The organism is Pseudomonas sp. LBUM1644, assembly GCF_059716195.1.
Genome location: NZ_CP166812.1, coordinates 2281817 through 2306753, shown reverse-complemented (window position 1 = coordinate 2306753; position 24937 = coordinate 2281817). Strand labels below are relative to the sequence as shown.

The following is a 24937-nucleotide window of genomic DNA, read 5'->3' as shown; positions in this document are numbered from 1 at the left end:
ACACCCGCTTGCTCGCACATCCCCTGTAGGAGCTGCCGCAGGCTGCGATCTTTTGATGTTAAAGATCAAGACCAAGATCAAAAGATCGCAGCCTTCGGCAGCTCCTACAGGGACCACCGCTTTCGTTGCAATGACCTGCGACGCTCCCCCGCGCATTCCTACTATCGGCCTCATCAACGACGCCATCAGAGCGCTAACAATAAACGGGAGTTGTCATGAGTGAAGATGTCTTGCTGTTTGAAATCGTCGGCCCGGTGGCGCGCCTGACGCTCAACCGGCCTCGGGCCATGAACGCGCTGAACCTGGCGACCCTCGCCGAACTCGAACGCAGCCTCGACGACATCGCGAGCAATGACGAATTGCGGGTGGTGATCCTCACCGGCAATGGCCCGGCCTTCTGCGCCGGCGCCGACCTGAAAGAGGTCCTGGCTGGCTCCAGCCTGCCTGCGGGCGAAGCGGATTTCCTCGACCGCGCCAATCAAGTCTTCGGTCAACTGCGTAATTTCCCTAAACCGGTGATCGCCGCCCTCAACGGCGTGACCATGGCCGGAGGCCTGGAACTGGCGATGTGTGCCGACATCGTGGTCGCCGCGCAAAGCGCCACCCTCGCCGATGCCCACGCCAACTTCGGCGTCTACCCCGGCGCTGGCGGTGCGGCAGTCCTGCCACGCCTGATCCCGTTGAACATGGCGATGTACCTGCTGATGACCGGCAAATCCCTCTCGGCCACCGAAATGAAAGGTTACGGCCTGGTGTGTGAAGTCCACGCGGACGACGAGCTGGCCGACGCGGCCCTGGCACTGGCCAGCCAAATCGCCAAAAAGAGCCCGATTGCCCTGCGCCGCATGAAAGAAGTGGCCCGCGCCTCCTCCGACAAATCCCGCGACGACGCCTTGCAGCACGAGCAAGTGATGTTGCGCCAACACCTGCGCACTGCGGATTTCCAGGAAGGCTTGCAGGCCTTTGGCGAAAAGCGCGCACCGAACTTCAAGGGCCGCTAGGCCGCCCCGCCCAAAGACATCAGCAGGAACAGACAATGAACGATATCTACGTAGTTGGCGTTGGCATGACACCGTTTGGACGCTTGCTGGAGCGCAGCGTCTACGACATGGTCGACGAAGCCGTCGGCCTGGCGTTGAAGGACGCCGGCGCGACCACCGCCGACGTCGGTTCGGTGTATTACAGCACCATGACCAATGGCATGCTGCAGGGCCAGACCGGTATTCCGGGCCCGATCGCCATGCGCCGCATCGGCATCGAAGGCGTACCGGTATTCTCCGTGGAAAACGCCTGCGCCTCCGGCTCTTCGGCGTTTAACCTGGCTACGCTGGCGCTGCGTGCCGGTCAGTGCGACATCGCCCTCGCCGTCGGCGCCGAGAAGATGAATATCCCCGACAAAGCGAAGATGTTCGCCGTGTTCGATGGTGGCTGGGACGTGTCCACGGTCGAGCAGAACAAACACACCTTGCTGGCCATGGGCGAAGGCGTCGTGCCGCCGCCGGGTACCGTTTCCGAGCGTCCGTACAGCGTGTTCATGGACGTCTATGCCGCCATCGCCCGCAACCACATGCTGCGTTACGGCACCACTCAGCGGCAGATCGCAGCGGTCGCGGCGAAGAACCACCAACACTCGGTGCACAACCCGCTGTCGCAGTTCCAACAGCCTTTCAGCATCGACGAAGTGCTGGCCTCGCCACCGATCTGCTACCCGTTGACCACCCTCATGTGCTCGCCGATCAGCGACGGCGCCGCGGCCGTGGTGCTGTGCACCGCCGAAGGCTTGAAGCGCTTGAAAAACGCCGGCGACCGCGCCGTTCGCGTGCTGGCCAGCGTGGTGCAAACCGGTACTAACCGTGGCCTGGATGAGCCGGAAAAAATCGTCGCGCACCTCGCCGCGCAAAAAGCCTACGCCCAGGCCGGTGTCAATCCATCCGACGTCAACGTCGCGGAAGTCCATGACGCCTCGGCCATCGGTGAAATCCTCAACGCCGAATCGCTGATGCTGGTGCCGTTCGGCGAAGGCGGCCCGGCCGCCGAGCGCGGTGACTTCACCGTCGGCGGCCGCATGCCGATCAACCCGTCCGGCGGCCTCGAATCCAAGGGCCACCCGATCGGCGCCACCGGTCTGGGGCAAATCCACGAACTGGTCACGCAACTGCGCGGTGAAGCCGGCAAGCGCCAGGTCGAAGGCGCTCGCATTGCCATTCAGGAAAACGGTGGTGGCCTGTTCGGCATCGAAGAAGCCGTGGTCGCCGTCACCCTTCTCGCCAACAAAAATATCTAAGGAGACCCCTCATGGGACACGTCATGCGCACCCCGGAACAACTCGAAGCGGTCGAGAGTTTCCGTCGTTTCCTGGCCGACAAGATCGACCCGGTGTTCAACAAGGAATACCGCGACAAGTTCGTGCCTAAAGAGAAAATGGCCGAGATGATGCGCCAGCTCTCCGAGTTCGGCATGGTCAGCGGCGCGGTCAGCGAAGCCAACGGTGGTCTGGGCCTGGACTGGCCGACCATGACCATGTTGTTCGAAGAAGTGGCCGCCTGTTCGGTGGACCTGTCGACGCCAGTGGTCATCAACTCCTTCGGCGCACAGATGCTGGAGAAGCTTGCGCCAGAGCATCTGCGCGAGCGTTACCTGCCGGGCCTGATCAGCGGCGATTCGTTTGTCAGCGTCGGGATCTCGGAACCGGACGTCGGCTCCAACGTGCTGGAAATCAAGACCCGCGCCCGCCGCGACGGTGACGACTACATCATCACCGGCGAGAAAACCTGGATCAGCAACGGCTCGTACTCAGACTTCCTGATCTGCACCTGCCGCACCGGCGAAGACCCGCGCAAAGGCCTGACGCACTTCCTGCTGGACCGCAAAGAGCACCCGTACGAAGTACAGAACATCCACAAGATGGCCTGGAACAGCCAGTCCACCGCGCAGATCTTCCTCAATGACGTGCGCGTTCCGGCCAGCAACATCATCGGCGGCGAAGGCCAGGCACTGAAAAACACCCTGTCGTTCTTCGAGCGCTCGCGAGTGTTCGTCGCCGCTCAGGGCCTGGGCATCGGTCGCCGCGCCCTGGAAGAAGCAGTGCGTTACGCCAAAGAACGCAAGCAGCACGGCAAGGTGATTGCTGGCCACCAGTTGATCTCCGCAATGCTCGCGGAAATGGCCACCAACGTCGATGCCGCGCGCCTGCTGACCTACCGCGCCGCCGAGATGATCGGCGCCGGCATTCCGGCAGAAATGGAAGCGGCCATGGCCAAGTACTTTGCCTGTGAAGCCGCGGTGACCATCGCCCGCCAGGCAGTGCAGATTCACGGCGGCGCCGGTGTGACCACCGACTTCCTGGTCGAGAAACTCGCCCGTGAAGCGATCATCGTGCCGATTCCGGAAGGCACCACGCAAATCCAGCAACTGATCATTGGCCGCGCCCTGACCGGGGTCAACGCGTTCTGATCAGCCGCCCGTTCGACACCTAACAATAACAACCCGGCCCCTTTGGGCCGGGCAGCGAACAAGGACACACCCATGCGTATTCAAGACAAAGTCATCGTCATCACCGGTGGCGCTTCGGGCCTGGGCCTGGCGACCGCTCATTATCTGGTCGAAGAGAAAGCCGCCTACGTGGCGATTTTCGACCTGAACATCGAAGCCGGCGAAAAAGCCGTGGCCGAGATTGGCGAAGAGCGGGCGATGTTCGTGCAGACCGACGTCAGCGACGAAGCCTCGGTACAGAACGCGGTAAACGCGGTCATGGCCCGATTCGGTGCGATCCACGTGTGCATCAACGGTGCCGCCGTGCCTAACGGTTTCAAAGTGTTGGGCAAGGAAGGCAAGGCTGCGCCGTTGGCGAAATTCGCCTTGGCCACCGCGATCAACCTCAATGGCGTGTTCAACGTCATGTCCAAGTGCGCCGAGCACATGGCCAACAACGAAGCTGAAGCCGGCGAAGAGCGCGGTGTGGTGATCAACGTGTCGTCCGGCGCTGCCTATGAAGGCCAGGTCGGCCAGTGCGCCTACGCCGCGACCAAGGCCGGGGTGATTGGCATGAACATGCCCGCCGCTCGCGAACTTGGCGCGATTGGCGTGCGCGTCAACGCCATCGCACCGGGCCTGTTCCTGACCACCATGGTCGCCGGTCTGGACGAGAAGGTCCTGAATTCGCTCAAGGAGCAGATGGAAGCACCCAAGCGCCTCGGCGACATGCGCGAGTTCGCCCATTGCTGCGCCTTCCTGATCGAAAACGCCTACATCAACGGCGAAACCATCCGCCTCGACGCCGCGTCGCGCATGCGTGCCCGGTAAACGTCTCGGTCTCTTGAGCCAGTCATACAGGGCCACCACACCATGAAAATGAACTTCAGCCGAATCATGCGCTTGCTGGCGCTGCGTCATCGCGACCAGGAAGCCATCGTCAACGTCGAGCGCAATCGGCGTTTCACCTATGAGCAATACCACCTGCTGACCAACCGCATCGCCGATGTCCTGCGCTCCATGTTGCAGGTGAAAACCGGCGAACGCTTCATGCTGATCCTGGAAAACGACAACCTCAGCCTGATGATGTTTCCCAGCACGTTCAAGCAGGAAGGCACGGTGGTCATGACCAACCTGCGCGATCCGCTCGATGAACATGCGCGGCAGATCGACCTGGTCCAGCCGCGAGTGGTGTTCCTCGAAACCCGCTTGCTCGACAGCTACTACGGCATGCTGCGCAGCCGTGGTTGCGAGATCGTGGTGATGGACCCGCCCACGGCCGAGCAAGCCACCCTGTCCGGCGTGCACAGTTTCTGGCCACTGGTGGAAGCCGCGTCCGATCTGGACAACGACGTGACGCTCGATACCGACGAGCACATCTGCATGCTGCGCTTCACCGGTGGCACCACCGGCAAGGGCAAGTGCGCGATGTACTCCATCGACAACTGGATGGCCTGCCGCGATGCGGCGTTCATCAACACCGACCTGGGCTTGTCCAGTGCCACCCGGTTGCTGCACGTTTCGCCGTTGTCCCACGGCACCATCATGCTGTTCTTCCCCACGGTGTACGGCGGTGGTACCAACATCACCCTGAACCAGCTGGACATGGAAAACTGGCGGCAGGTTGTGGAAAGCGAGCGCGTCACCCACTCGTTCCTGGTGCCGACCGTGCTTTACCGCTTGCTGGAGTTGCAGCGCGCCGATCCGAAAGACTTCTCGTCCCTGAGCACGCTGATCTACGGCGCCGCGCCGATGAGCCCGGACAAACTCGGGGAACTGGTGGCGTGTTTCGGGCAAATTTTTGTCCAGGGCTACGCCGCCACCGAGTCACCGATGATGATCGCGGCCCTGGACAAGGCTGCGCACCAACCCGGTGATGCCGCTGCCTTGCAGCACCTGTCCTCGGCCGGCCGCCCGACGCCGGGTGTGGAAGTGTTTATCGTCGACCCGGACGGTCATCCACTGCCGGTGGGCGAAACCGGCGAAATCCGCATTCGCTGCAAAGCGATCATCAAGGGTTACTACGAGAACCCTGAAGCCACTGCTGCGGAGTTCGACGACGGTGCGTGGAAGTCCGGTGACCTGGGCTACATCAATGCCGACGGCTACCTGTACATCGTTGACCGGCTCAAGGACATGATCATCAGCGGCGGCTTCAACGTGTATGCGGTGGAAGTCGAGGCCGCGCTGGCGGCGCACCCGTCGGTGTTGATGGCGGCGGTGGTGGGCATTCCGCATCCTGAGTGGGGTGAAGCGGTGCACGCTGAAGTGATCCTGCGCCAGGGGCAAACGGTGACCGCAGAGGAATTGATCGCCCAGACCCGCGCGCGGTTGGGGGGCTACAAGGCGCCGAAGTCGCTGGTGTTTGTCGATGAGTTGCCGACGTCCGTGGTCGGCAAGGTCCTGCGTCGCCAGGTGCGGGAAAAGTATTGGCAAGGCACTTTGCGCAAGATCAGTTGAAGTGCCCAGTCGGCGCACCTGATCGGTCGATGTGAACGCGGTCGGATCACCTGATCGGTCGATGTGAACACGGTGGTCGGTTTGCCTGATGGGTCGTTATGAACGCGGTCGATGTAGGAGCTGGCGCAGCCTGCGATCTTTTGGCGGTCTTGGGATTGCTGGTGAAGCAAGGTCAAGAGATCGCAGGCTGCGCCAGCTCCTACAGGGGTCGGTATTGCGCAGTCCATGGGCAGTGTGGCGCAGTCTTTACATCATCAGCGTACGCATATCGCTGGTCATGCCCCTGATCGCCGCTTTGAAATCTTCGGCGGTGATCGGTTGGCTGGCGTTTTTCAACGTTTCGCCAAAGACCTTGCGCACCACCTTGAGCACCGGCAACCCGGAAGCGGCGTCGGTAAACTCGGCCTCGATAAACAACTCGGTGTTCTGATCGCGATGCCCGGTCGCCGCTTCGGTCGCCCCGACCACCGCCGCCACCGGCACGATTTCATACCAGCGCATACCCTCGCTGGCCGCCGTTACCCCGGTAATCGCCGCGCGCAAAATCAATGTCCGTTTCCCCGCCTGCACATCCTTCATGGCCGGCACGACGCGGTATTTTTCTTCAAGGGTGCTTTTCACATTGGCGCTGGTGTAGGCCTGCAACTCTTGCAGTGTCTGCATATTCACCCGCTCGTTGGGTTGGGGCGCGGGATAGAACTGCAAGCCGCTGAACACCACCGTCGAATAGGCATCAGGCGCGAAGCCCGGAGCGACCCAGCGCAACACTTGCGCGCCACTGGGCGACTTCAATTCCTGCAAGCCGTCGTAGCTGGGTAGAAAGCCCGAGTACTGCTGCTTTTGCGTCACCGAGGAGGTGCAGCCGGTAAGCAGCAGGCCAGCCAGTACGACACTGGGCAACCATTGACGGTGGGTGTTCATGGATCTGGTCTCCTGAGCGTAAAAACGGCTGTGCAAAGGCACGAGAATAGGCCGCACGGAGTTTGAGTATTGTTGAGTCCGGTGGAATGTCCATGCCGTTGTGAAAACAACCGGCACTCAATTTTTCAGGCCTGGGCCAGCATCCGGCAAACCCTGTGCTAGGCTTTTTTTCTCACGCTATGTGATGCGTTTTGAATCTACCCATCCTCTGGATGATGGAGTTCGGCAATGAATATCACTGCTTCCCGGCTAATGATCACACTGACCAGTCTGGTACTCACCGCTTGCGCCGCCGTAGGTGCCAGCAGCGGAGGCGCCGGTGAGACGGAGATTCGCTCGGGTCAGATCGAACAGATCGTGCTCACGCAGATGCAGACCAACCACGACAGCGGGGTTGGCGCCGTCCTTGGTGGGCTGGCCGGCGTCGGGATCGGCAGCCTGATCGGACGCGGCACCGGTCGCGATGTGGCCATGGTTGCTGGCGCCCTCGCCGGCGCCGCCGGTGGTAATTACGCAGAAAAGAAAAAATATGACCAGCCCCAGGAAGCGCAGCAGATCATTGTGCGAGTGAGGAGTGGTGTGCTGGTGTCGATTACCCAGCCGATCAACCCTGCATTGACCAAAGGCATGCACGTCTACATCGAGGGCACTGGTAACGACGCCCGGGTTGTGCCGCAGAGCTAGGGCGCTACCGAGCGGCACGCGAGGTGCCGCTCATGCCTTCCCGGAGTGCCGGTTCATGATGCTCAGTGCTGACTGGTAATCTTGAGGATATCGGTGTAGGTCATCCGGATGCTCTGGCCGACTTTCAAATCTTTCAACTTCGCCTGGATTTCAGGCCTGACCACGTCAATGACTTTAGACCCACCGGCCGGGTTTTCGAAGGTCAGCTGGTTGTCCTCCAGGTCGATGTCGGTGATTTTCAACTGCAAACGCACCTGACGGTAGGCCTCGCCTTCGGGGTTCGGGTCGTTTTTTGTGGCACGCACATCGCCGATGGTTTCGCTGTTTTCCGGCAGGCCTTTGTCGACGTCAGTATCAAGGTAGGCCGCCACCGCATGAATGACTTCGACGTTGACCTGATCTCCCACTTTCAGGTGACCGAGGTCCTTGGCGCGATCGGTGAGTTGGACATGGACCTGACGGCCTCCGAACCCTTCCACGACGACCTGGTGCTTGGCGGCATCGACCGCCAGGACTTTTGTCACCACCTGATCGGCCTCTACTTGTGCCGCCAGCGGGATATCCGCAGCAACGGCGCTGAGGCTGGTGGCTGCCAATAACACACTCAGTGCAACGGCTTGATACAGTGCGTTCAATTTCATGGGTTGACCCCTTGCTGGGTGGATTACGGCATCGGTATCACGGTGTAGAACACGCCGTTGGCACCATAGGCAGGTCGCACCCACGAGTTGCCGCATTGGTAATAAGTACCGCCTGAAACGGTCCTCATCCCGCAGCCGGAAGGGAGGCTGACGAAGGTTGCCCCCATCGGCATCGTGGGCGGTGCGGCGGCGGCCATACCCGCGTAATAGGCGTTGTTGTTGGCGGTCTGATTGGCCGCCGTGGCGATGGCGGCGCCGGCCACCACACCGACAGCGGCGGCGGCAGCAGGATTCACACCGTCGTTATAACCGCAGTTGTAACAGCCGCTGCTGGCATACACAGCGGTCGGCGGATGGTAGTAGCTGGTGCCATAGGTCGCTGGATGATAGGCCGTGGTGCCATAACCGTCCGCGTGATAGCCGCTGGCGGTGGCGCCATACTCGCCTTGAGCGTGCCACGCCCCTTCGCCGCCGGAAGCCGTGCCGCCTTCGGCGCCAGTGCCATGCCACGAACCTTCGCCACCGGAGGCGTTGCCACCATTCTCGTCGTGAGCGTTCCAGCTGCCACTACCGCCCGAGGCCGAGCCGCCGCGATAACCAGACCCACTCCAGCTGCCACTGCCACCGGAGGCCGAACCGCCGCGATTGCTTTCGCCACTCCAGCTGCCACCGCCGCCCGAAGCCGAGCCGTAATCACCGGAATGACTCCAGGAACCGCCGCCTCCCGATGAATGCCCGAAGCTGGAAGCGTGCGACCAGGCGGCCGCTTGCTGGCAGGTCAGCAGCGCGATGACCAGCGTGGCGAATTTCAACGTAGATCTGTTCATGATCAGTCTCCACGATCAGGGTTTCACAACCGGCTCCTTGACCCCTTCCGGGGCGCGCAGGTCGGGTGGCGGAGCAAACTGAATCCGGTGTGCATTCTCGATATGCTCGGGCTTGAAGAAGTCCGCAGACATCGCCGATTCAAGCTTCCAGTCCGTGAACGCGACCTGATGCCGGGATTGGGTCGGATCATCACGAAATACCGCACGCAGCATGCGCGGCAGCTTGTCCTGCGCGCCGATCCAGGCCTGGACGAATACCACGTCATTGGCGTAGGCAATCACATCCGTCGTGGTATCCCCGACCACCGTCGACTGACCAATGTAAAAAGCCAGGCGCATGTCCCGCTGCAGATCCTTGTAGGGATCGGCGACGATGACATCGGTAAAGGGAAAATAGATCGCCGCTCGCAGGTAAGCCGCCTCAAGGGTTGCATCGATGGTGGGAGGTGCCTCGGCTTGCGCCAGCAGATTTTCCTTCGGCTCAAAGGCATAAGCCTGCTTGCCGTCGTAGTAGAACTCGGTCGCCGGGCCATCGCCCGAGGTCAATACGCGCAGTTGATTGGGTCGCTGCACATTGACCAGTGCCACGGTGTTATAGGCCAGGGGCGGGCCCAACCGGCTGGGCTTCTCATACGTGGTGATGGCTTTGAAGCTCATGCCTTGAGTGCCCGCCAACCTGGCGCCCATGGCCTTCAAGACCTCAAGTGCCTTGGGCTCAAGCTGATTCGCTGGGGGATCAACGGCGGGTTTTTCGGCCGCATACAAAGGCGCTGCAAACACGCAGACAACCAAACCGAGAGAGAACAACCAGACACGCTGTAGACGATGTGACATTGCTTGTTCTCCGCAGAGACCGAGTCAGGTTTTTTAGCGTAGCAACGAAAGTAGCGCCGCAACGGAAATAATCTGCGGTGTGTTTGGCGGAGGCTTGAGCAGCCAGGCCAGTTTTTATGTCACTCGGCATTCAATCACTAAAGAAACCGGCTTCAGGACCGGACCCGGCGCTTTTTTGAACTCTGATTACTGGATATTTCACCGTTCATACCTACTCTGATCGCGGGGGATCCAATTTTAGGGACGCGCGGGGGCGCGTCTGTGAATGCTCACGCCAGCGCTTAGGATGTCGACATGAACCGGACAAAGTTATCTTCGCTATTCGCTTTTCCCATACTGTTGTCTGCAATGATTCTGCCCGGCCTGGCTCAGGCCGCCGACAAGCCACCGAACATCGTGGTGATCATGGGCGACGACATTGGCTGGTCGAATATAGGTGTCTACAACCAGGGCATGATGGCCGGTCGAACACCAAACCTTGACCAACTGGCTAATGAAGGCATGCGCTTTACCGACTATTACGCTGAGGCCAGTTGCACCGCTGGACGTGCCAACTTCATTACCGGTGAATTGCCGATCCGGACCGGGATGACAACAGTCGGTCAGGCGGGCTCTCCAATTGGTATTCCCGCTGAAGCGGTCACCATCGCCACCGCACTTAAATCCATGGGTTACGCCACCGGCCAGTTCGGCAAGAACCACTTGGGTGACCTGAACCAGTTCCTGCCGACTGTGCATGGCTTTGATGAATTCTTCGGTTACCTCTACCACCTCGACGCCATGGAAGACCCGGCCCACCCCAACTATCCGCAGGATCAGCTGGAGAAATTCGGCCCTCGTAACATGGTGCACAGCTGGGCGACCACCACCGATGACGCGACCGAGATGCCGCGCTGGGGCAAGGTCGGCAAACAGAAGATCGAGGACGCCGGCACGCTCTACCCAGAGCGGATGAAAACCGTCGATGACGAGATCCGCGACAAAGCCTTTGCCTTTGTGGACAAGGCCAAACAGGACAACAAACCTTTTTTCCTGTGGCTCAACCCGACCCGCATGCACATCGTCACCCACCTTTCGGACAAGTACGAAAAACTGCGCAATTCGGAAAACGGCTGGTCGGAACAGGAAGCCGGCATGGCGCAGCTTGACGATATCGTCGGTGAAGTCATGGCCAAGCTGAAAAAAGAAGGCATGGATGGCAACACCATCGTGGTCTTCACCACCGACAACGGCGCGGAAAACTTCACCTGGCCGGATGGCGGTACCACTCCGTTCGCCATGGGCAAAGGCACAGTGATGGAAGGTGGCTTCCGGGTTCCGGCGATTGTTCGCTGGCCGGGTAAGGTTCCGGCTAATACGATTGGCAACGGCATCATGTCCGGCATGGACTGGTTCCCGACGTTCGTCGCTGCAGCGGGCAACCCGAACATTACGCAGGAATTACTCAAGGGCAAACAACTGGGCGACACCACGTATAAAGTTCACCTGGATGGCTATGACCAGACACCGATGATCACCGGCAAAGGTCCATCGAATCGCCATGAAGTCTTCTACTTCGGTGAAAGCACCCTCGGCGCTATTCGTATCGATGACTTCAAGTACCGCTTCATCAATCAGCCTGGCGGTTGGCTCGGGGCAAAGGAACAACCAGACATGCCGGTCCTGACCAACCTGCGGCTCGACCCGTTTGAACGCATGGGCTGGTCTGAAAACCTGACCGCTAATGGCTCCCTGTCCTATTTCGAATGGTTCAAGTACCAATTCTGGCGCTTCGTGTTTGTTCAGGATCAGGTAGGCAAACTGGCAATGACCGCCGTTGAGTACCCGCCAATGCAAAAAGGCGCGAGCTTCAACCTCGAAGCGGTCAAGGCCAAGATCGAAGCGGCCCGGGCAGCCATGGGCAAGTAAACGTCGAGCTGAAGGGTGGCCGACACTGGCCACCCGCATTCGTGATGGACATTTGCTGAGGGGGTCCCATGCAGATAAAAACATCCACCCTGCCCGCCTTCACCCTGCTTGCCTTGTGCTGCCAGCAAGCGTACGCCGGTGGCATCATGCTCTACGAAATCGGCACGGATAACGCCGGCCTGGCCAACGCCGGTGCCGCCGCGCGAGCTCAAGGCCCTTCTACCATCGCCAGCAACCCTGCGGGCATGAGCTACCTGCCTGGCACGCAAATTACCGGTGGGTTGCAGGTGCTCTACGGCAACCTGAAATTCGACCGCGACGCCGGCACCAACGTCTCCGGTAGCGGCAGTGGCAACGCCCTTGACCCGATTCCCGGCGGTAGCTTTTTCATCACCCACGAACTGGATGACCATTGGAGCGTCGGCTTCGGCCAGTACGGCGACTTTGGTCTGGCCGTCAATTACGACAACGACTGGTCGGGGCGCTACTTCGCGCAAAACTCCAGCCTGCTCGGTTTGTCGATGGTGCCCAGCGTGGCGTACCGCTTTAACGAACAATGGTCGGTGGGCGTCGGCGTCAAAGCCATGTACGGCATGCTCCAGGCCCAGACCGCCATCGACCGCTCACCGCTGGGCCTCACGGACCGCAGCGACGGCCAGTTCAAGTACAAAGACACCGATTGGGGGTTTGGAGCCAACGTGGGCGTGATCTACGCCCCGCAAACCGGCACGCGCATTGGCCTGACCTACACCAGCAAGGTCGATCTGGACTTCGAAGACGGGCTCGACATCAAAGGCAATGGTCCGGCGCTGGATCGGTTGAACGGCCTGAACACCCAACTTGACGTGACAGTGCCGCAAACCGTCACCCTGAGCCTGTTCCAGCAACTCGACCCGCAGTGGGCATTGCTCGCCTCGGTCAACTGGCAGGACTGGTCAGAGTTCGGCGAGGTTGGGGTCCAGGTCGACACCTCGGCAGCCGGTGCCCAATCGACCACCATCGACGCCAACTACAAGGACACCTGGCAACTCGCGCTGGGTGCGCAATACCAGGCCACCAAAGAGCTGTTGTGGAACGTCGGTGTGGCTTACGACAGCAGTGCGGTGTCGGACAGCGATCGCACCGTCACCGTACCGATGGCCGAATCTTGGCGCCTTGCGACGGGAGTCACCTATGCTCTGAACAGAGACACCGACGTCAACGTCAGTTGGGCCATGGTCTGGCTCGGCGACATGCCGGTGGACCAGACCAAATCCACGTCGGGCAATCGAATTTCCGGTCAATTCGACAACGCCTGGATTCAAGCCGTGACCGGAAACATGACCTGGCGTTTCTGATTTCCAGCTAACGAAAAAAAACGACTTTATCCATGGAGCACACACCACTATGAACCTGTCCCGAAACCTGTTCATCGGCGCTGCAATGGCCAGCCTGCTGCTAGGCGGTTGCACCTCGAAAGTGATTGATAAAGAGCAGTACTCCGGCTACCTGTCCAACTACGACAACCTGCAAGAAGTCACTACACCCAGCGGCGGGACAGCCATGCGCTGGGTGAGCCCGTCGTGGAACCCGAATGCGTACGACACCGTGGCGTTCAACAAGCTGGAACTCTACCCCGCGCCCAAGCCGAACGAGCGGGTTAACCAGCAGACGCTGAATGACATCCAGAACTACATGACCAGCAAAGCCAAAAATACACTGGGTCAGAAATACCGGGTGGTGACGAACACAAACGCGGCCCCTGCGGGTTCAAAAACCTTGGTCATGCGCGCCGCCATCACCGGTGTGAGTGCCTCCAACGAAGGCATGAAGTGGTATGAAGTGGTGCCGGTCGCGGCGGTGGTCGGGGCTGCACAGGCCGCCAGCGGACACCGGGATCAGGACACTAACCTGTTCATCGAAGCCGAGTTCATCGACGCGAAAACCAATCAAACGGTGGCCAAAGTGGTGCGCAAGGTGTTCGGCACCCAGCTTTCCAATGAAAGCCAGAAAATCACCGCCCAGGATTTCAAAGCGGCCATCGATAAACTGGGCACCGACTTCCAGGCGTTTATCAGCAAGGCACCCGCGTACTGATTTTTGCTTGAAAAACAGCCCAGTCTGTAAGGCTGGGCTGTTCTGTTTTCTCAACAGGTCCACTAAGCCGTTATGCGATCTGTAGGAGCTGCCGCAGGCTGCGATCTTTTGATCTTCGGCGTCCTTTGCATTGCTAAGGATCAAAAGATCGCAGCCTGCGGCAGCTCCTACAGGACCGCGTGAAGTTGGACGGCTATTTCTTCATACCGACCCGCCGACGCATGTCGGCGGTGATCGTCTGCCGGGTTTCCTTCAGGTCTGCCCACGGTGCGTCACCGACTTCGGCCAGGCGTTCATGCACGGTGTGCACGTTCCACTGATTACCGCCCTTCAGCTCCGCAACCTCTTCACGGAAGATCGGCACCGACACCGGCAACCCCTCGCGAGTGCGCACGGCGTAGGCGCAGATAGTCGTCGCGCCTAGACCGTTGCGCAGGTAATCGATGAAGATCCTCCCCACCCGGTTCTTGGGTCCCGACACGGCGGAAAACCGTTCCGGCAGCAGCTTGGCCATGTGACTGACAATGGCGTGGCTGAAGTCTTTCACCTCATCCCAGCCGAGTTTGCGCGTCAGCGGCACCACCAAGTGAATGCCTTTGCCGCCACTGGTTTTGAGGAACGCCTTGAGCCCCAATTCATCGAGCACCGAGAGTGTCAGCTGCGTCGCCTCGACCATGCTTTTCCAAGGCAGCGCCGGGTCCGGGTCGAGGTCGAGGACAAAGCGGTCAGGCTTGTCGAGTTTGTCCGAAGTGGCGTTCCAGGTGTGCAACTCCACCGTGCTCATCTGCACCGCGCCGATCAACGCTTCGGCATTGTTGATGATCATCACTGGCTGGCCGGTGACGTCCTTGTCCAGCGTGGTGATTCCCGGAATGGCCAGGCGCTCGGCGTTCTTTTGGAAAAACAGCTCTCCTGCGATTCCGTCCGGCGCACGCACCAGCGCCACCGGGCGGTCTTTCAGTTCCGGCAGAATCCACTCGGCAACGCTGGCGTAATACTCCGCAAGCTGCACTTTGGTGGTGCCGCTGCTGGCATCGATCACCCGGTCCGGGTGCGTGATGCGCACTTTTCCCTGGTCCAGACCGATCTGCGAGGGGGCGGATTTTTCAGGGCTTTTTTCTTTCGGTTTCACCACGGTCGGACGCTCCTCGGTGATGTCCTGGGCGGGTTTGTCGTCGCGCAGGCCATGGAACACGGCATGGCGCACGGACCCGTCCTTGGTCATTTCGGCGAAGGCGATTTCCGCCAACAGCACGGGTTTTAGCCAGTGCACACCCTTGGCGTCGAAACCGGTCGGTGGGTTGACCACGGCCGGCTTTTTCGCCTTCAAGGGCTTGAGCTGTTCGTAGATATTTTTCAGAGTCGTTTCATTGAAGCCGGTGCCGACCTTGCCCGAGTAGCGCAATTCACCGCTGTCGCGATCGTGCAGCCCCAGCAGCAAGGCGCCGAAGGCATTGCGCGAGCCCTTGGGGTCGGTGTAGCCGACCACGACGAATTCCTGGCGATGCTTGCACTTGAGCTTGATCCAGTCGCTGCTGCGTCGCGACACATAGGGTGAGCCCAGGCGTTTACCGATCAAGCCTTCCATTTGCATTTGGCAGGCGCTGTTGAGCAGCGCTTCCGGCGCTTCGCCAAACGAATCGGAGAAGCGCAACAAGGGATCCTTGTTGGCGTTGAGCATCGTCGACAGTGCCACTCGCCGCTCCTCGACCGGCACCTCACGCAAGTCCACGCCATTGAGGTAAGGCATGTCGAACAGGTAGTAAAGGATGTTGCCGCTGCGACCCGAGTCGAACGCATTTTGCAGTGCCTGGAAATCCGGAACGCCCTGCTCGTTGGCAACCACCATTTCCCCGTCGAGCCAGGCGGACTCCAGCGACAGCGCGGCCAAGGCCTCGGCTTGCGCCGGCAGCTTGTGAGTCCAGTCATGGCCGTTGCGGGTGAAGAGCGTTACCTTGTCGTGATCAATGCGCGCCATGATCCGGTAACCGTCGAACTTGATTTCATAGCTCCACTGGCCGTCCGGGGCTTTTTCCACGAGGGTGGCCAGTTCCGGTTTGATCAGCTCCGGCAGCTTGGCTTTGTGCGCGCCGGTGAGTTGCGCTGATTGGGTCTTGGGGGCGACCTTGCGCGCAGGCTTCTTGACCGGTTTGGGTTTGGCCGCTGCTTTGGTTTTTTTGGAGACGATGGTGCGGTCACTGAGCACGCTATCCGGTTCGGCAGCGACCACGTCGTAATCGCTCTCGGGTTTGGCCGCACTGTCCTGATGCTTGATCAAAAACCATTGTTCCTGCTTGCCCGGCATGTGTGTACGCACCAGGTTCCACAGACCGCCGAGTTTCTCGCCCTGCAGCTCGAACTTGAGCTTGCCCTTGGCGTAGGCCTTTGCCGGATCTTCCTGCGGAATCCACACGCCCCGGTCCCAGACAATCACGTCGCCCGCGCCGTAATGCCCTTCGGGAATGCTGCCCTCGAATGTCGCGTAATCAATCGGATGATCTTCCACATGCACCGCCAGGCGCTTGACCTTGGGGTCCAGCGATGGGCCTTTGGGCACCGCCCAGCTTTTCAGCGCGCCATCCAGCTCCAGGCGAAAGTCATAGTGCAGGCGCGAGGCGTCATGCTTCTGGATGCAGAACTGCAAGGCGTGGTCTTTCGCGATCTTTTTGCCCGCACGCTTGGCGGCCGGTTCAGACGTCGCCGAGAAGTCGCGCATGCGGTTGTAATCATCCAGATTCTTGTTCATCGCGCACCTGCCAACTCAACGCTTCCCCCGAGGCCGAGGCCCATGCGCGTGACGATCAGCGCAACCACCGCGATCCTTTCCACCCGCTGATAACCGGGGGTCAACAGCTCTTCGCCGAATACGTCGGGATCGAGTTCGCGATAGGTCCAGCCGAACCGCGTCGAATCCAGGTACGGCGTCAGCGCCGCGAGAAACGGGTCGCGTCCCTCCACCATCGCCACGCCGGTGTACAACACCAACGAGCCGCCAGGTGTCAGTCGATTGAGCGACTGCTCGACAATGCGCAACGATAACTGAGCGCCAAATGCGCCGCCGCCGTGACGATAGGCACGTTCGGCCGGGTCAGCCATGTACGGTGGGTTGGCGACGATCAGGTCAAAGCTGCCGTCGACATCCTGCAGCACATCGCTGGCTTCAATGCTGACGTTGGCCACTTCGGCGAGCGCGGCATTGACCGCGGTCAGGCGCAATGCCGCCGGGTTGATGTCGACGGCGTGCACTTCGGCTTCGCGGCGTGCGCGGGCGATCACAATCGCCCCGACGCCGGCACCACAGCCGATGTCCACGGCGCGCATGATCGGCGCGAAGCTTTGTTGAAGATGGCTGTGAATCAACTGGGCAAATCGGTAGGTGTCGGGGCCGAAGAACACCGAGTCGGCCGCGTCGGTGGGGAATCCCGAGTGCACGAACAACAGATCATCAAGGCTTGACCAGCGCACGCGACTTTTCAGCCGGCCCTGGTGTTCTTCGAGCACGCCCGCCTGCTGTAACTGGCGCTGCTCATCCGCCGACAACAGACCGGGACCGAAGGCCCGGGACCAACCGTAAACGTCGCGCAGGGTCGCGGCAGGTTGCGTTGCAGCGCGGTCATTGACCCGCTGATGGGTCAAGGGGGTCGGCGTGATAAAGCGATAGCCGTCAGCCTGCAAGCGCCGCCCCAACTGTAGCAACGCCAAATCGTCAGCCGCCAGCTGTTCTTCCTGATGCATACCGAGCTCCCTATCGAAGGCTGGATTTGAGTTCGATGAACCTGCGCGTGGCCATCAAGCCGGCAGGATGCGCATGTCGCCGGGCTGACAGCCATGGGATCAACACCGGCATCTGCTCGTGAGCGGCGAGCCCTTGCAGCGCGGCTTGCAGGCTCTGGATGTCCGGGTCGTTGGCGGGCAGCTCGGCTTCAACCGCGCCGCTGGGGCCACGGCGAAACATGGGCGCCGCACGTTCGGGCTTCCAGTCACCGGCGATCCAGTCATGCAGCAGCTGTTTTTCATAGGCGCTGAACACCCCGAACATGGCCGCGCCATTGCCTTCGATCAACTGCCAGAAACGGCTGTCCTGCGGATCTTGATGCCGTTTGATCCAGCCTTTGTTTTCCAGGGCGGCGAGAAAGTCCGGCAACTGTTCCGGCGATGACAGCCATTGATTGACGGTCTTGCCTTCAAATCGGCAATAGTCGGAATGCATGTGCTGGCCGAACGGGCGTTTGCGCTCGAGCATGCTCAACACTTCGGCGTAGAGGTCGAACGATTCGATGATGGCACGGCTGCCCTGCCCCAGATCATTCAGCCGATAACCCAGGGTGATCCGCCGCACGAAATCTTCGCGATCGGCTTCTATCGGCAACAACTGCAACACCGACTGCACGGCCTTTTGCGCATGACCGGTGCTGGCATTGTCGATGGTCACGTGGAGCGTGAAGTAATACGGATCAATCCCCAGTTCACTGAGTTCATAGGCACTGATCAGCAAATGCAGGGGCAGCAGTTCGTAGCCGAGGTTGTAGCCGATCACCTCCGGCAAAAACTCATCACTGCACTCGCCCAGCGCCAGTTGGATGGCGCCTTGCAGGTAGTGCCCGTCGTCGATCACGCCGGTGTCTTGCAAGCCATGTTCAGCGAGGAGTCTGCTGTAGATCGCTACGTGATTCTGCGCCGGGTTGCCACTGCCTAATTCTTCCAGATAGGTGCAAATCAGACCGTCGAAACGCGGGTCGTGCCAGTGCTGCAACAAGCCATACAGCCACGCGCCGTCGACTTTTTTGGTCGGGCCGACCGCTTGCAGGAAAAATAGCGCGTGCGCCTTGTTGCTGAAGAACTGTCGTGGTGCGCCTTTCTTGCGCGCTTGCAGATAGTCGGCATATTGGCGGGCCACGTCGACGCTGCGTTGCTCGACAAAGCTTTCCAGGGCCGACAGGTCCTGGGGCATTCCCTGTGGCAGGTCCGCCGCGTGTTCAAGCTGCGTTTGGAGAAAGCTTCGGCCCAGTACGCGCCGTTGCTCGGCATCGTCGCTGAGCAGCAACTGTTCATAACGCTGTTTCAGGCTGCCGGCCGTCGGTATTGCCTGCTCGCAGGCAGGCCGGGATTGGAATCGTGTCAGGGCAGTCATGGGCGCATCTCTCGGTCTGAGGCCAGTGGCAGGACGCTGAATCAACACGTCTCTAAAACAGCAGATCGATTTCGCCGCGGAAAAATTCAATCGAGGTTGAAATTGCCCTGACAGACGGGCCTGTGGCGCGGTACTGGCGTGCGTTCGAGCGAATATACTCAACCCTTGCGGACTCATCTTCGGGAGAGCAAACATGCGCACGGTTCATGTCATCGAATCCGGACAAACACCTGCGCCGGTCAATGTCGTTGGCGAAGCCATTACGATTCTTGCGGGCGGGGATTTGAGCAAACCCTTCGAAATGCATATCCAGCAGGGCGTGCAAGGGGGCGGACCGCCACCGCACTTTCACCCGTGGGACGAAGCGTTTTACGTGATTGACGGGCAAGTCGAAGTCACCGTGGAAGGCCAATCGACCAGGGTGTCCAGCGGGGGTTATGTGCATATCCCCGGTGGGTCGATTCATGCCTACAAGAACATCAGCGCGACGGCGAAGATGATTGGCGTGGTGTCTGATCCGCGGGGTGGCCAGTTCTTTGCGGCCGTGCATCAGCTCAAGGTGCCGGAGGATTTGCCACGGATCCTTCAAATAGCCGAAGACCACGGCGTCATCTTCCTGATACCCAAACCCCTGTAGGAGCTGCCGAAGGCTGCGATCTTTTGATCTTTTGGGCTTTGATACTGCTGAAGATCAAAAGATCGCAGCCTTCGGCAGCTCCTACAAGATCAAAAGATCGCAGCCTTCGGCAGCTCCTACAAGATCAAAAGATCGCAGCCTTCGGCAGCTCCTACAAGATCAAAAGATCGCAGCCTTCGGCAGCTCCTACAAGATCAAAAGATCGCAGCCTTCGGTAGCTCCTACAAGATCAAAAGATCGCAGCCTTCGGCAGCTCCTACAAGATCAAAAGATCGCAGCCTTCGGCAGCTCCTACAAGATCAAAAAATCGCAGCCTTCGGCAGCTCCTACAAGATCAAACAGCGCCCGCCTTGGCCTGCTGCTCCAGATGCACCTGCAGCTGCGGATCAATTTTCAGCGCCGCCGCCAGCTCATCCAGATAGTTGCGCTCGGCGTCCTGTTGATCGTCCATTAGCATCACACTGGCCAGGTACATTTCCGCGGCGATGGCCGGGTCCGTCGCCGACCGCGCCACATCGGCTGCATCCAGCGGCCGGGCCACTTCGTCATCCAGCCACTGCTGCAGTTCCGGGTCATCGGTGTGGCGGCCGAGTTCAGTGCTGATCATCTGTTTTTCCGCGTCATCGATCCGGCCATCAGCCTTGGCTGCTGCTATTAATGCGCGCAGGACCGCATGGCTGTGGTCTTCAATTTCCGGGCCGGACAACAGGTCGGCGGTGCGCGGTGCCTGCTGCGGGGCAGCCGCCTGGCTACGTTGCCAGGCTTGATAGGCCTGAAAGGCCATCATCCCCAACGAGGCCAGCGCCGCATAATGGGTGCCGCCACCGGACCGGGTCTGGGTCGAGCCGCCCATGGCCGAGCCGCCGCCCAGCAATCCACCGAGCAAACCACCCAGCCCACCGCCGCTCGCACTGGAGCCGCCGCCCCCGCCCAGCAAACCACCGAGCAATCCGCCCAGGTCGCCGAGCCCACCCTGACCGGACGCGCCACTGCCGCCCTGTTGCGACATCGAGCCCTGTCCGGACCGCAGTAATTGTTCGAGCAAATCGCTGGTGTTCATGACGATGTCCTCATCGGTGGAAGTTATACAGTCAGGCAACAATAGTCCCCACAGGCAAATGCGCCACCACCGTTTGGCTGGCGTGAAAGCCTTGAACCCTCGGTCGTTATTGCACTGGATAAATCCGCTGTATTTTTTCGCGGCCCAGCTAAGATTTACAGACGGTGAACCTTATTCCCGGATTTTCGGTCGATACCTGCAACCCCAACCGGTTTGCCGCCGCCCTCGATCATGAGGGTGATGACTGGCTTGCTTCACTTTTTGGAGAACGCCCCCGTGATATCCACCTTACACATCGCCAGGCTCAAAGCATGGGGCGCCCATGGTTTCACCGCCACCGGCGTGGTCACCGCCTTCCTCGCGACCCTCGCCCTGCTGGAAAACCAACCGACCAGTTGCCTGCTGTGGCTGGGCGTTGCCTTGATCGTCGACGGGCTGGACGGCGCGCTGGCGCGCAAGGTCAACGTGCAGTCGGTGCTGCCGAGTTTCGACGGTTCGATCCTCGATCTGGTGATCGATTACCTGACGTATGTGTTTATTCCGGCGCTGTTCATCTATCGCTACGTTCCGCTGCCTGACTACACGCTGTTGCTGAGCATCTCGCTGATTCTGGTCTCGTCGTTGTTTTGCTTCTGCAACGTCAACATGAAAAGCAAGGACAACTACTTCCAGGGCTTCCCCGCCGCGTGGAACGTGGTAGCGCTATGCCTGTACATCATCGCCCCGTCGCCGTGGATCACCTTGCTCACGATCATCGGCCTGGCGCTGCTGACCGTAACCCGGATGAAATTTCTGCACCCGTTTCGCGTGCGCCGCTTCATGCCGATCAACATTGCGGTGACGGCTATCTGGCTGCTGTGCAGTTTGTCGCTGGTGATCAACCACCCGGTGATCAACCCGCTGGTGATGGGGCTTTGGTTGCTGATGTCGGCTTATTTCCTGGGAATTTGCATCTGGCGCACGGCGCTGGAGTGGTTCGACGAATCGCGGCATAAGTGAACCGAAATGCCTGTTCATATCGTGCGGCTTGGCTCACCGCGAGCACCTGGTGAAGGCTTGCGGATAGGCACGGTGCGCCGCCCACCTCGCGGCGTACCGAAGGCCGAATTCGCCCGTCGGGATTTTTATGATGTGTGGCAGCCGTTGCTGTCGCCGAGTGCGGAGTTGGTTGCAGAGGCCAAGGCTGCCAACGATGACAAGGCCTGGGAGGCTTTCAGGCGCAAATTCAAGGTTGAGATGAACCAGCCGGCCGCCAGCCACTTGCTGGATTTATTGGCGGCGCTGTCTCATCAGACTTCGTTGGCGGTTGGGTGTTATTGCGCGGATGAGGCGCACTGTCATCGTTCCGTATTGCGTGAGCTGCTTACGGCGCGTGGGGCCAAGGTTGTATGAATGTCGCTGTGGAAGCTTAGCGGGCGATCACGGGGGGAGGCGGGGGTCCGGATCGCCAAGCCGCTTTGTTTTTCTGTAGGAGCGAGCTTGCTCGCGATGGACTCAAAGACACCGCGTTTAGCCAGTAAACACGAATTATCGTTAACGACCATCGCGAGCAAGCTCGCTCCTACAGTTGGATTTTTGCAGGGCGTGTGCGCCGCGAGCGCACTTGAGGGTCAGGCCGGCCGGTAGGCTGCCTCGCTTTTGCTTTTGCTTTTGCTTTTGCTTTTGCTCTTCTTGCCCCATCGGCAGGCCGAGCGCAGGTTCTGCGCAGTGGGCAACCCGGCATGGATGCCGGGTTAGCCGCGCACGGCCATGGATGGCCGATCGCGGCGGGCCCACGGAGCAGGACCGGAGCGAGGGAACCCTGAGCCTCAGCGAAGGGCCGTACGCCAGGGGCAAGAGCCCTTGGTTACTTAGGGCCGGGCGGCGTTCCGTTTTTCCAAGTGACTCGCTGTAAGAGCGAAACCATTAGCGGCCGTCACCGCAGCAACGGATATGCCCCCCCCATCCCAAACAGCCATCAACGCCGAGTAATCACCACCTCAAGATACTCACTCGGCACCACCAGCGACCTGTCACCCGCCCGGTTCGTGCGGTTAATCAGCTCGGTCAAATCATCCTCCAGCCCCTTGGCGTCCTCGGTAGGCAGCGCCGCGAACGCTTTGTGCATCGGCCCGTACCAACTGCGGAACACGTCAACGAAATGCGCCGCCGAGCGATATCGGAAGTTAAAGGTCCGGCGCGTCACCTGGAGCAAAAAATCGCGCTCGTCGAAGTGTGTATGCAACCAGGCTTCGTTGCCCCAATTCGAAGGCGGTTGAGCCCCCGGTGGCGATGGCAAATGACGACCGAGGGTCTTGAACATCTGACCGACGAAGCCTTCGGGCGTCCAGTTGGCCAGGCCGATCCGGCCTCCAGGGCGACAGACTCGCGCCAGTTCCGAAGCGGCCTTGGGCTGGTCCGCTGCAAACATCACACCGAAGGTCGACAGCACGGCATCGAAGCTGGCGTCCTTAAAGGGCAGCGCCTCAGCGTCGGCCACCTGAAAAGTCACTTCCAGGCGTTCGGCCCTGGCTCGGTCCTCGCCACGCTCCAGCAACGCGGCTACATAGTCGGTGGAAGTCACGTGACAGCCACGGCGCGCGGCGGCGAGTGTCGCATTGCCGTTACCGGCGGCGACATCGAGCACGCGTTCATCGCACAACAGGTCGCAGGCTTCGGCGAGCTGTTCGCCGACGATCTGCAAAGTGGTGCCGATCACGGCGTAGTCGCCGCTGGCCCAAGCGGCCATCTGACGGTTTTTCAAGGCAGCAAGATCAATGGTTGTACTCATGGATACCGCTCCGTTGCGGGTTGGAACACAGCCTCGGCTTATTATTCTGCCGTGGTGGGATCGATGACGGCCGTGACCTCGGAAATGCGATTGGCCGGGAAACCGCTGATCCTTGCGTGCTCCTTGATCGACTCTTCACTCGGTGCGATGTACACGCAGTAGAGCTTGTCACCGGTGACATAACTCTGCTGCCACTGCACCTCCGGCAAATCGCGCAACGCCTTGCAGGACTTTTGCGAAGCCGCTTTCAAATCCCTTTCTGACAGTGTTCCAGCACCCGGAATCTCACGTTCTATGACGAACTTCGGCATGGCAACCTCTCATTCTTGTTATTGATGACAGGGTCTGGTGACCCTGTGGGCCAACTATCGCGCCGGGAGCCGTTGGCGTCCTGCCCGATCGTCGGGCAAGGTTGTCCGATCGTCCGGAGATTTCACGTTGTGCGGCGACAGGCTCACAATCAACAGTCGCCCCGCAAACAATGGGAAGTCACCATGGACGCCCTGTCCCAAACCCTTCGCGTCGTTCGCCTGGTCGGTGCGATTTTCATCAACGCCAGGTTCACCGCGCCCTGGTGCTACCAGTCGCCCAGCGCCGACGCCGCGGCGCCCCACCTGGAGCCCGGTGCCGAACGCGTGGTGATTTTCCACTTGATCACCGAAGGCGAGTGTTATGTCGAGTTGGGCGATGAGCCTCCCCTCCTCTTGACCGCCGGCGATGTGGTGGTGTTTCCCCAGGGAGACGCCCACCGCATGGGCTCTGAGCCTGGGCTGAAACCCGCTACGGGTGCGCGGCTGGACGTGGTGCTGGCACGTCGGCCCCGGCAGTTGAGCTATGGCGGTGGCGGCGCGGTCACGCGGTTGGTGTGCGGCTATCTGGCGTGCGATACGCGGTTGGCGGGCATGTTCCTGACGGGGTTGCCGGCCGTTGTGCGGGTCAATGTGCGCGGCTCGAATGCCGGCATCTGGCTGGAATCTTCGGTTCGTTACGCGCTGGCCGAGGCCCGATCCCCAAGACCGGGTGGCGAAGGCGTATTGGCCAAACTGGCCGAGGTGCTGTTCATCGAGGTCCTGCGCCTGTACATGCATGAACAGGGCGAAGGTCGAACCGGTTGGCTGGCGGGCGTGGGCGACCGGATTGTCGGTGCCGCGCTCAACGCCTTGCACAAAACACCCTGTCATGCCTGGACACTGGAGGAACTGGCGCGGACCGCTGGCACCTCAAGATCGGTGTTGGCGGAACGCTTTCAACAGCTGGTGGGGATTTCGCCGATGCAGTACCTGACGCAATGGCGGATGTTGCTGGCGGCGAACCTGTTACGCAGCAGTAACAGCTCATTGATGCGCATTGCCGAGGAAGTGGGCTACCAGACCGATACCGCTTTCAGCCGGGCCTTTCGGCGCGAATTCGGCGCACCGCCAGCGGCATGGCGGCGCAGTCAGGACACGTCTCGACCTCAAGTGTGAACACAACACCCACCCGATGTAGCCGCTGTCGAGCCTGCGAGGCTGCGTCCG

The 24937-nt window shown here is 60.4% G+C and carries 23 protein-coding genes; 13 read left to right on the top strand and 10 right to left on the bottom strand.

The window, feature by feature from the left end; all coding sequences use genetic code 11:
* The first annotated feature begins 215 nt into the window (after window positions 1–215).
* The 5 genes from ACA052_RS10435 to ACA052_RS10415 all read left to right on the top strand — a co-directional run bounded on the left by ACA052_RS10435 (window position 216) and on the right by ACA052_RS10415 (window position 5931).
* Window positions 216–1001 (top strand): enoyl-CoA hydratase/isomerase family protein, encoded by a 786-nt coding sequence (locus tag ACA052_RS10435; protein ID WP_497649586.1) that lies wholly within the window; start codon window positions 216–218, stop codon window positions 999–1001.
* Between the two features lie 35 nt (window positions 1002–1036).
* Window positions 1037–2284, top strand: a complete 1248-nt coding sequence (locus tag ACA052_RS10430; RefSeq protein ID WP_497649585.1) for a thiolase family protein — start codon at window positions 1037–1039, stop codon at window positions 2282–2284.
* Between the two features lie 11 nt (window positions 2285–2295).
* Window positions 2296–3453, top strand: coding sequence for an acyl-CoA dehydrogenase family protein (locus tag ACA052_RS10425; protein ID WP_497649584.1), 1158 nt, complete (start codon window positions 2296–2298; stop codon window positions 3451–3453).
* Window positions 3454–3525: 72 nt separating this feature from the next.
* A complete protein-coding gene (locus tag ACA052_RS10420) occupies window positions 3526–4302 on the top strand; it encodes an SDR family NAD(P)-dependent oxidoreductase (RefSeq protein WP_497649583.1) in 777 nt (258 codons plus the stop codon).
* Window positions 4303–4344: 42 nt separating this feature from the next.
* Window positions 4345–5931 carry a class I adenylate-forming enzyme family protein gene (locus ACA052_RS10415; RefSeq protein ID WP_497649582.1) on the top strand — a complete coding sequence of 529 codons (1587 nt, stop codon included), beginning with the start codon at window positions 4345–4347 and terminating at the stop codon, window positions 5929–5931.
* A gap of 246 nt (window positions 5932–6177) precedes the next feature.
* Here the strand turns inward: ACA052_RS10415 and ACA052_RS10410 are convergent, their stop codons facing one another.
* Window positions 6178–6852: a DUF3313 domain-containing protein gene (locus tag ACA052_RS10410; protein ID WP_497649581.1), complete on the bottom strand. Its 675-nt coding sequence runs from the start codon at window positions 6850–6852 to the stop codon at window positions 6178–6180.
* A gap of 228 nt (window positions 6853–7080) precedes the next feature.
* Here ACA052_RS10410 and ACA052_RS10405 point away from each other — a divergent pair, with 228 nt between their 5' ends.
* Window positions 7081–7536 (top strand): glycine zipper 2TM domain-containing protein, encoded by a 456-nt coding sequence (locus ACA052_RS10405; protein ID WP_497649580.1) that lies wholly within the window; start codon window positions 7081–7083, stop codon window positions 7534–7536.
* 62 nt (window positions 7537–7598) lie between these two features.
* Here ACA052_RS10405 and ACA052_RS10400 read toward each other — a convergent pair whose 3' ends face one another.
* From ACA052_RS10400 to ACA052_RS10390, 3 genes are read right to left on the bottom strand one after another with little or no spacing between them, the layout of a single operon-like run.
* Window positions 7599–8177, bottom strand: coding sequence for a hypothetical protein (locus ACA052_RS10400; protein WP_497649579.1), 579 nt, complete (start codon window positions 8175–8177; stop codon window positions 7599–7601).
* 23 nt (window positions 8178–8200) lie between these two features.
* Window positions 8201–9004 (bottom strand): hypothetical protein, encoded by an 804-nt coding sequence (locus tag ACA052_RS10395; RefSeq protein ID WP_497649578.1) that lies wholly within the window; start codon window positions 9002–9004, stop codon window positions 8201–8203.
* A 15-nt stretch (window positions 9005–9019) separates the two neighbouring features.
* The gene (locus ACA052_RS10390; RefSeq protein WP_497649577.1) at window positions 9020–9838 is read right to left on the bottom strand and encodes a DUF2092 domain-containing protein; all 819 of its coding nucleotides are present in this window, start codon (window positions 9836–9838) and stop codon (window positions 9020–9022) included.
* Between the two features lie 294 nt (window positions 9839–10132).
* Here ACA052_RS10390 and ACA052_RS10385 point away from each other — a divergent pair, with 294 nt between their 5' ends.
* The 3 genes from ACA052_RS10385 to ACA052_RS10375 all read left to right on the top strand — a co-directional run bounded on the left by ACA052_RS10385 (window position 10133) and on the right by ACA052_RS10375 (window position 13822).
* Window positions 10133–11746 carry an arylsulfatase gene (locus ACA052_RS10385; protein WP_497649576.1) on the top strand — a complete coding sequence of 538 codons (1614 nt, stop codon included), beginning with the start codon at window positions 10133–10135 and terminating at the stop codon, window positions 11744–11746.
* 68 nt (window positions 11747–11814) lie between these two features.
* Window positions 11815–13083, top strand: coding sequence for an OmpP1/FadL family transporter (locus ACA052_RS10380; RefSeq protein ID WP_497649575.1), 1269 nt, complete (start codon window positions 11815–11817; stop codon window positions 13081–13083).
* A gap of 49 nt (window positions 13084–13132) precedes the next feature.
* Window positions 13133–13822, top strand: coding sequence for a DUF3313 domain-containing protein (locus tag ACA052_RS10375; RefSeq protein WP_497649574.1), 690 nt, complete (start codon window positions 13133–13135; stop codon window positions 13820–13822).
* Window positions 13823–14015: 193 nt separating this feature from the next.
* Here the strand turns inward: ACA052_RS10375 and ligD are convergent, their stop codons facing one another.
* The 3 genes from ligD to ACA052_RS10360 are packed head-to-tail and all read right to left on the bottom strand — an operon-like array spanning window position 14016 to window position 18953.
* The gene (gene ligD, locus ACA052_RS10370) at window positions 14016–16568 is read right to left on the bottom strand and encodes a DNA ligase D (protein WP_497649573.1); all 2553 of its coding nucleotides are present in this window, start codon (window positions 16566–16568) and stop codon (window positions 14016–14018) included.
* On the bottom strand, window positions 16565–17557 hold the full coding sequence (locus ACA052_RS10365) for a methyltransferase (RefSeq protein ID WP_497649572.1): 993 nt from the start codon (window positions 17555–17557) through the stop codon (window positions 16565–16567). The genes ligD and ACA052_RS10365 overlap by 4 nt, the downstream gene beginning before the upstream one ends.
* A 10-nt stretch (window positions 17558–17567) precedes the next feature.
* A complete protein-coding gene (locus tag ACA052_RS10360; protein WP_497649571.1) occupies window positions 17568–18953 on the bottom strand; it encodes an iron-containing redox enzyme family protein in 1386 nt (461 codons plus the stop codon).
* Between the two features lie 193 nt (window positions 18954–19146).
* Between ACA052_RS10360 and ACA052_RS10355 the strand changes: the two genes are divergently transcribed.
* Window positions 19147–19590, top strand: coding sequence for a cupin domain-containing protein (locus ACA052_RS10355; protein ID WP_497649570.1), 444 nt, complete (start codon window positions 19147–19149; stop codon window positions 19588–19590).
* A 334-nt stretch (window positions 19591–19924) separates the two neighbouring features.
* On the opposite strand, the gene ACA052_RS10350 is transcribed toward ACA052_RS10355, so the two are convergent.
* Entirely contained in the window at window positions 19925–20650 is a 726-nt protein-coding gene (locus ACA052_RS10350; protein ID WP_497649569.1) for a tellurite resistance TerB family protein, read from the bottom strand.
* Window positions 20651–20926: 276 nt separating this feature from the next.
* Between ACA052_RS10350 and pcsA the strand changes: the two genes are divergently transcribed.
* The gene (gene pcsA / locus ACA052_RS10345) at window positions 20927–21649 is read left to right on the top strand and encodes a phosphatidylcholine synthase (RefSeq protein ID WP_497649568.1); all 723 of its coding nucleotides are present in this window, start codon (window positions 20927–20929) and stop codon (window positions 21647–21649) included.
* A 6-nt stretch (window positions 21650–21655) separates the two neighbouring features.
* Entirely contained in the window at window positions 21656–22042 is a 387-nt protein-coding gene (locus ACA052_RS10340) for a DUF488 domain-containing protein (protein WP_497649567.1), read from the top strand.
* 565 nt (window positions 22043–22607) lie between these two features.
* On the opposite strand, the gene ACA052_RS10335 is transcribed toward ACA052_RS10340, so the two are convergent.
* Both ACA052_RS10335 and ACA052_RS10330 read right to left on the bottom strand, forming a co-directional pair.
* Window positions 22608–23420 carry a class I SAM-dependent methyltransferase gene (locus tag ACA052_RS10335; RefSeq protein WP_497649566.1) on the bottom strand — a complete coding sequence of 271 codons (813 nt, stop codon included), beginning with the start codon at window positions 23418–23420 and terminating at the stop codon, window positions 22608–22610.
* 41 nt (window positions 23421–23461) lie between these two features.
* Window positions 23462–23731, bottom strand: coding sequence for a DUF4242 domain-containing protein (locus ACA052_RS10330; protein WP_497649565.1), 270 nt, complete (start codon window positions 23729–23731; stop codon window positions 23462–23464).
* 183 nt (window positions 23732–23914) lie between these two features.
* Here ACA052_RS10330 and ACA052_RS10325 point away from each other — a divergent pair, with 183 nt between their 5' ends.
* Window positions 23915–24886, top strand: coding sequence for an AraC family transcriptional regulator (locus ACA052_RS10325; protein WP_497649564.1), 972 nt, complete (start codon window positions 23915–23917; stop codon window positions 24884–24886).
* Window positions 24887–24937 lie beyond the last annotated feature (51 nt).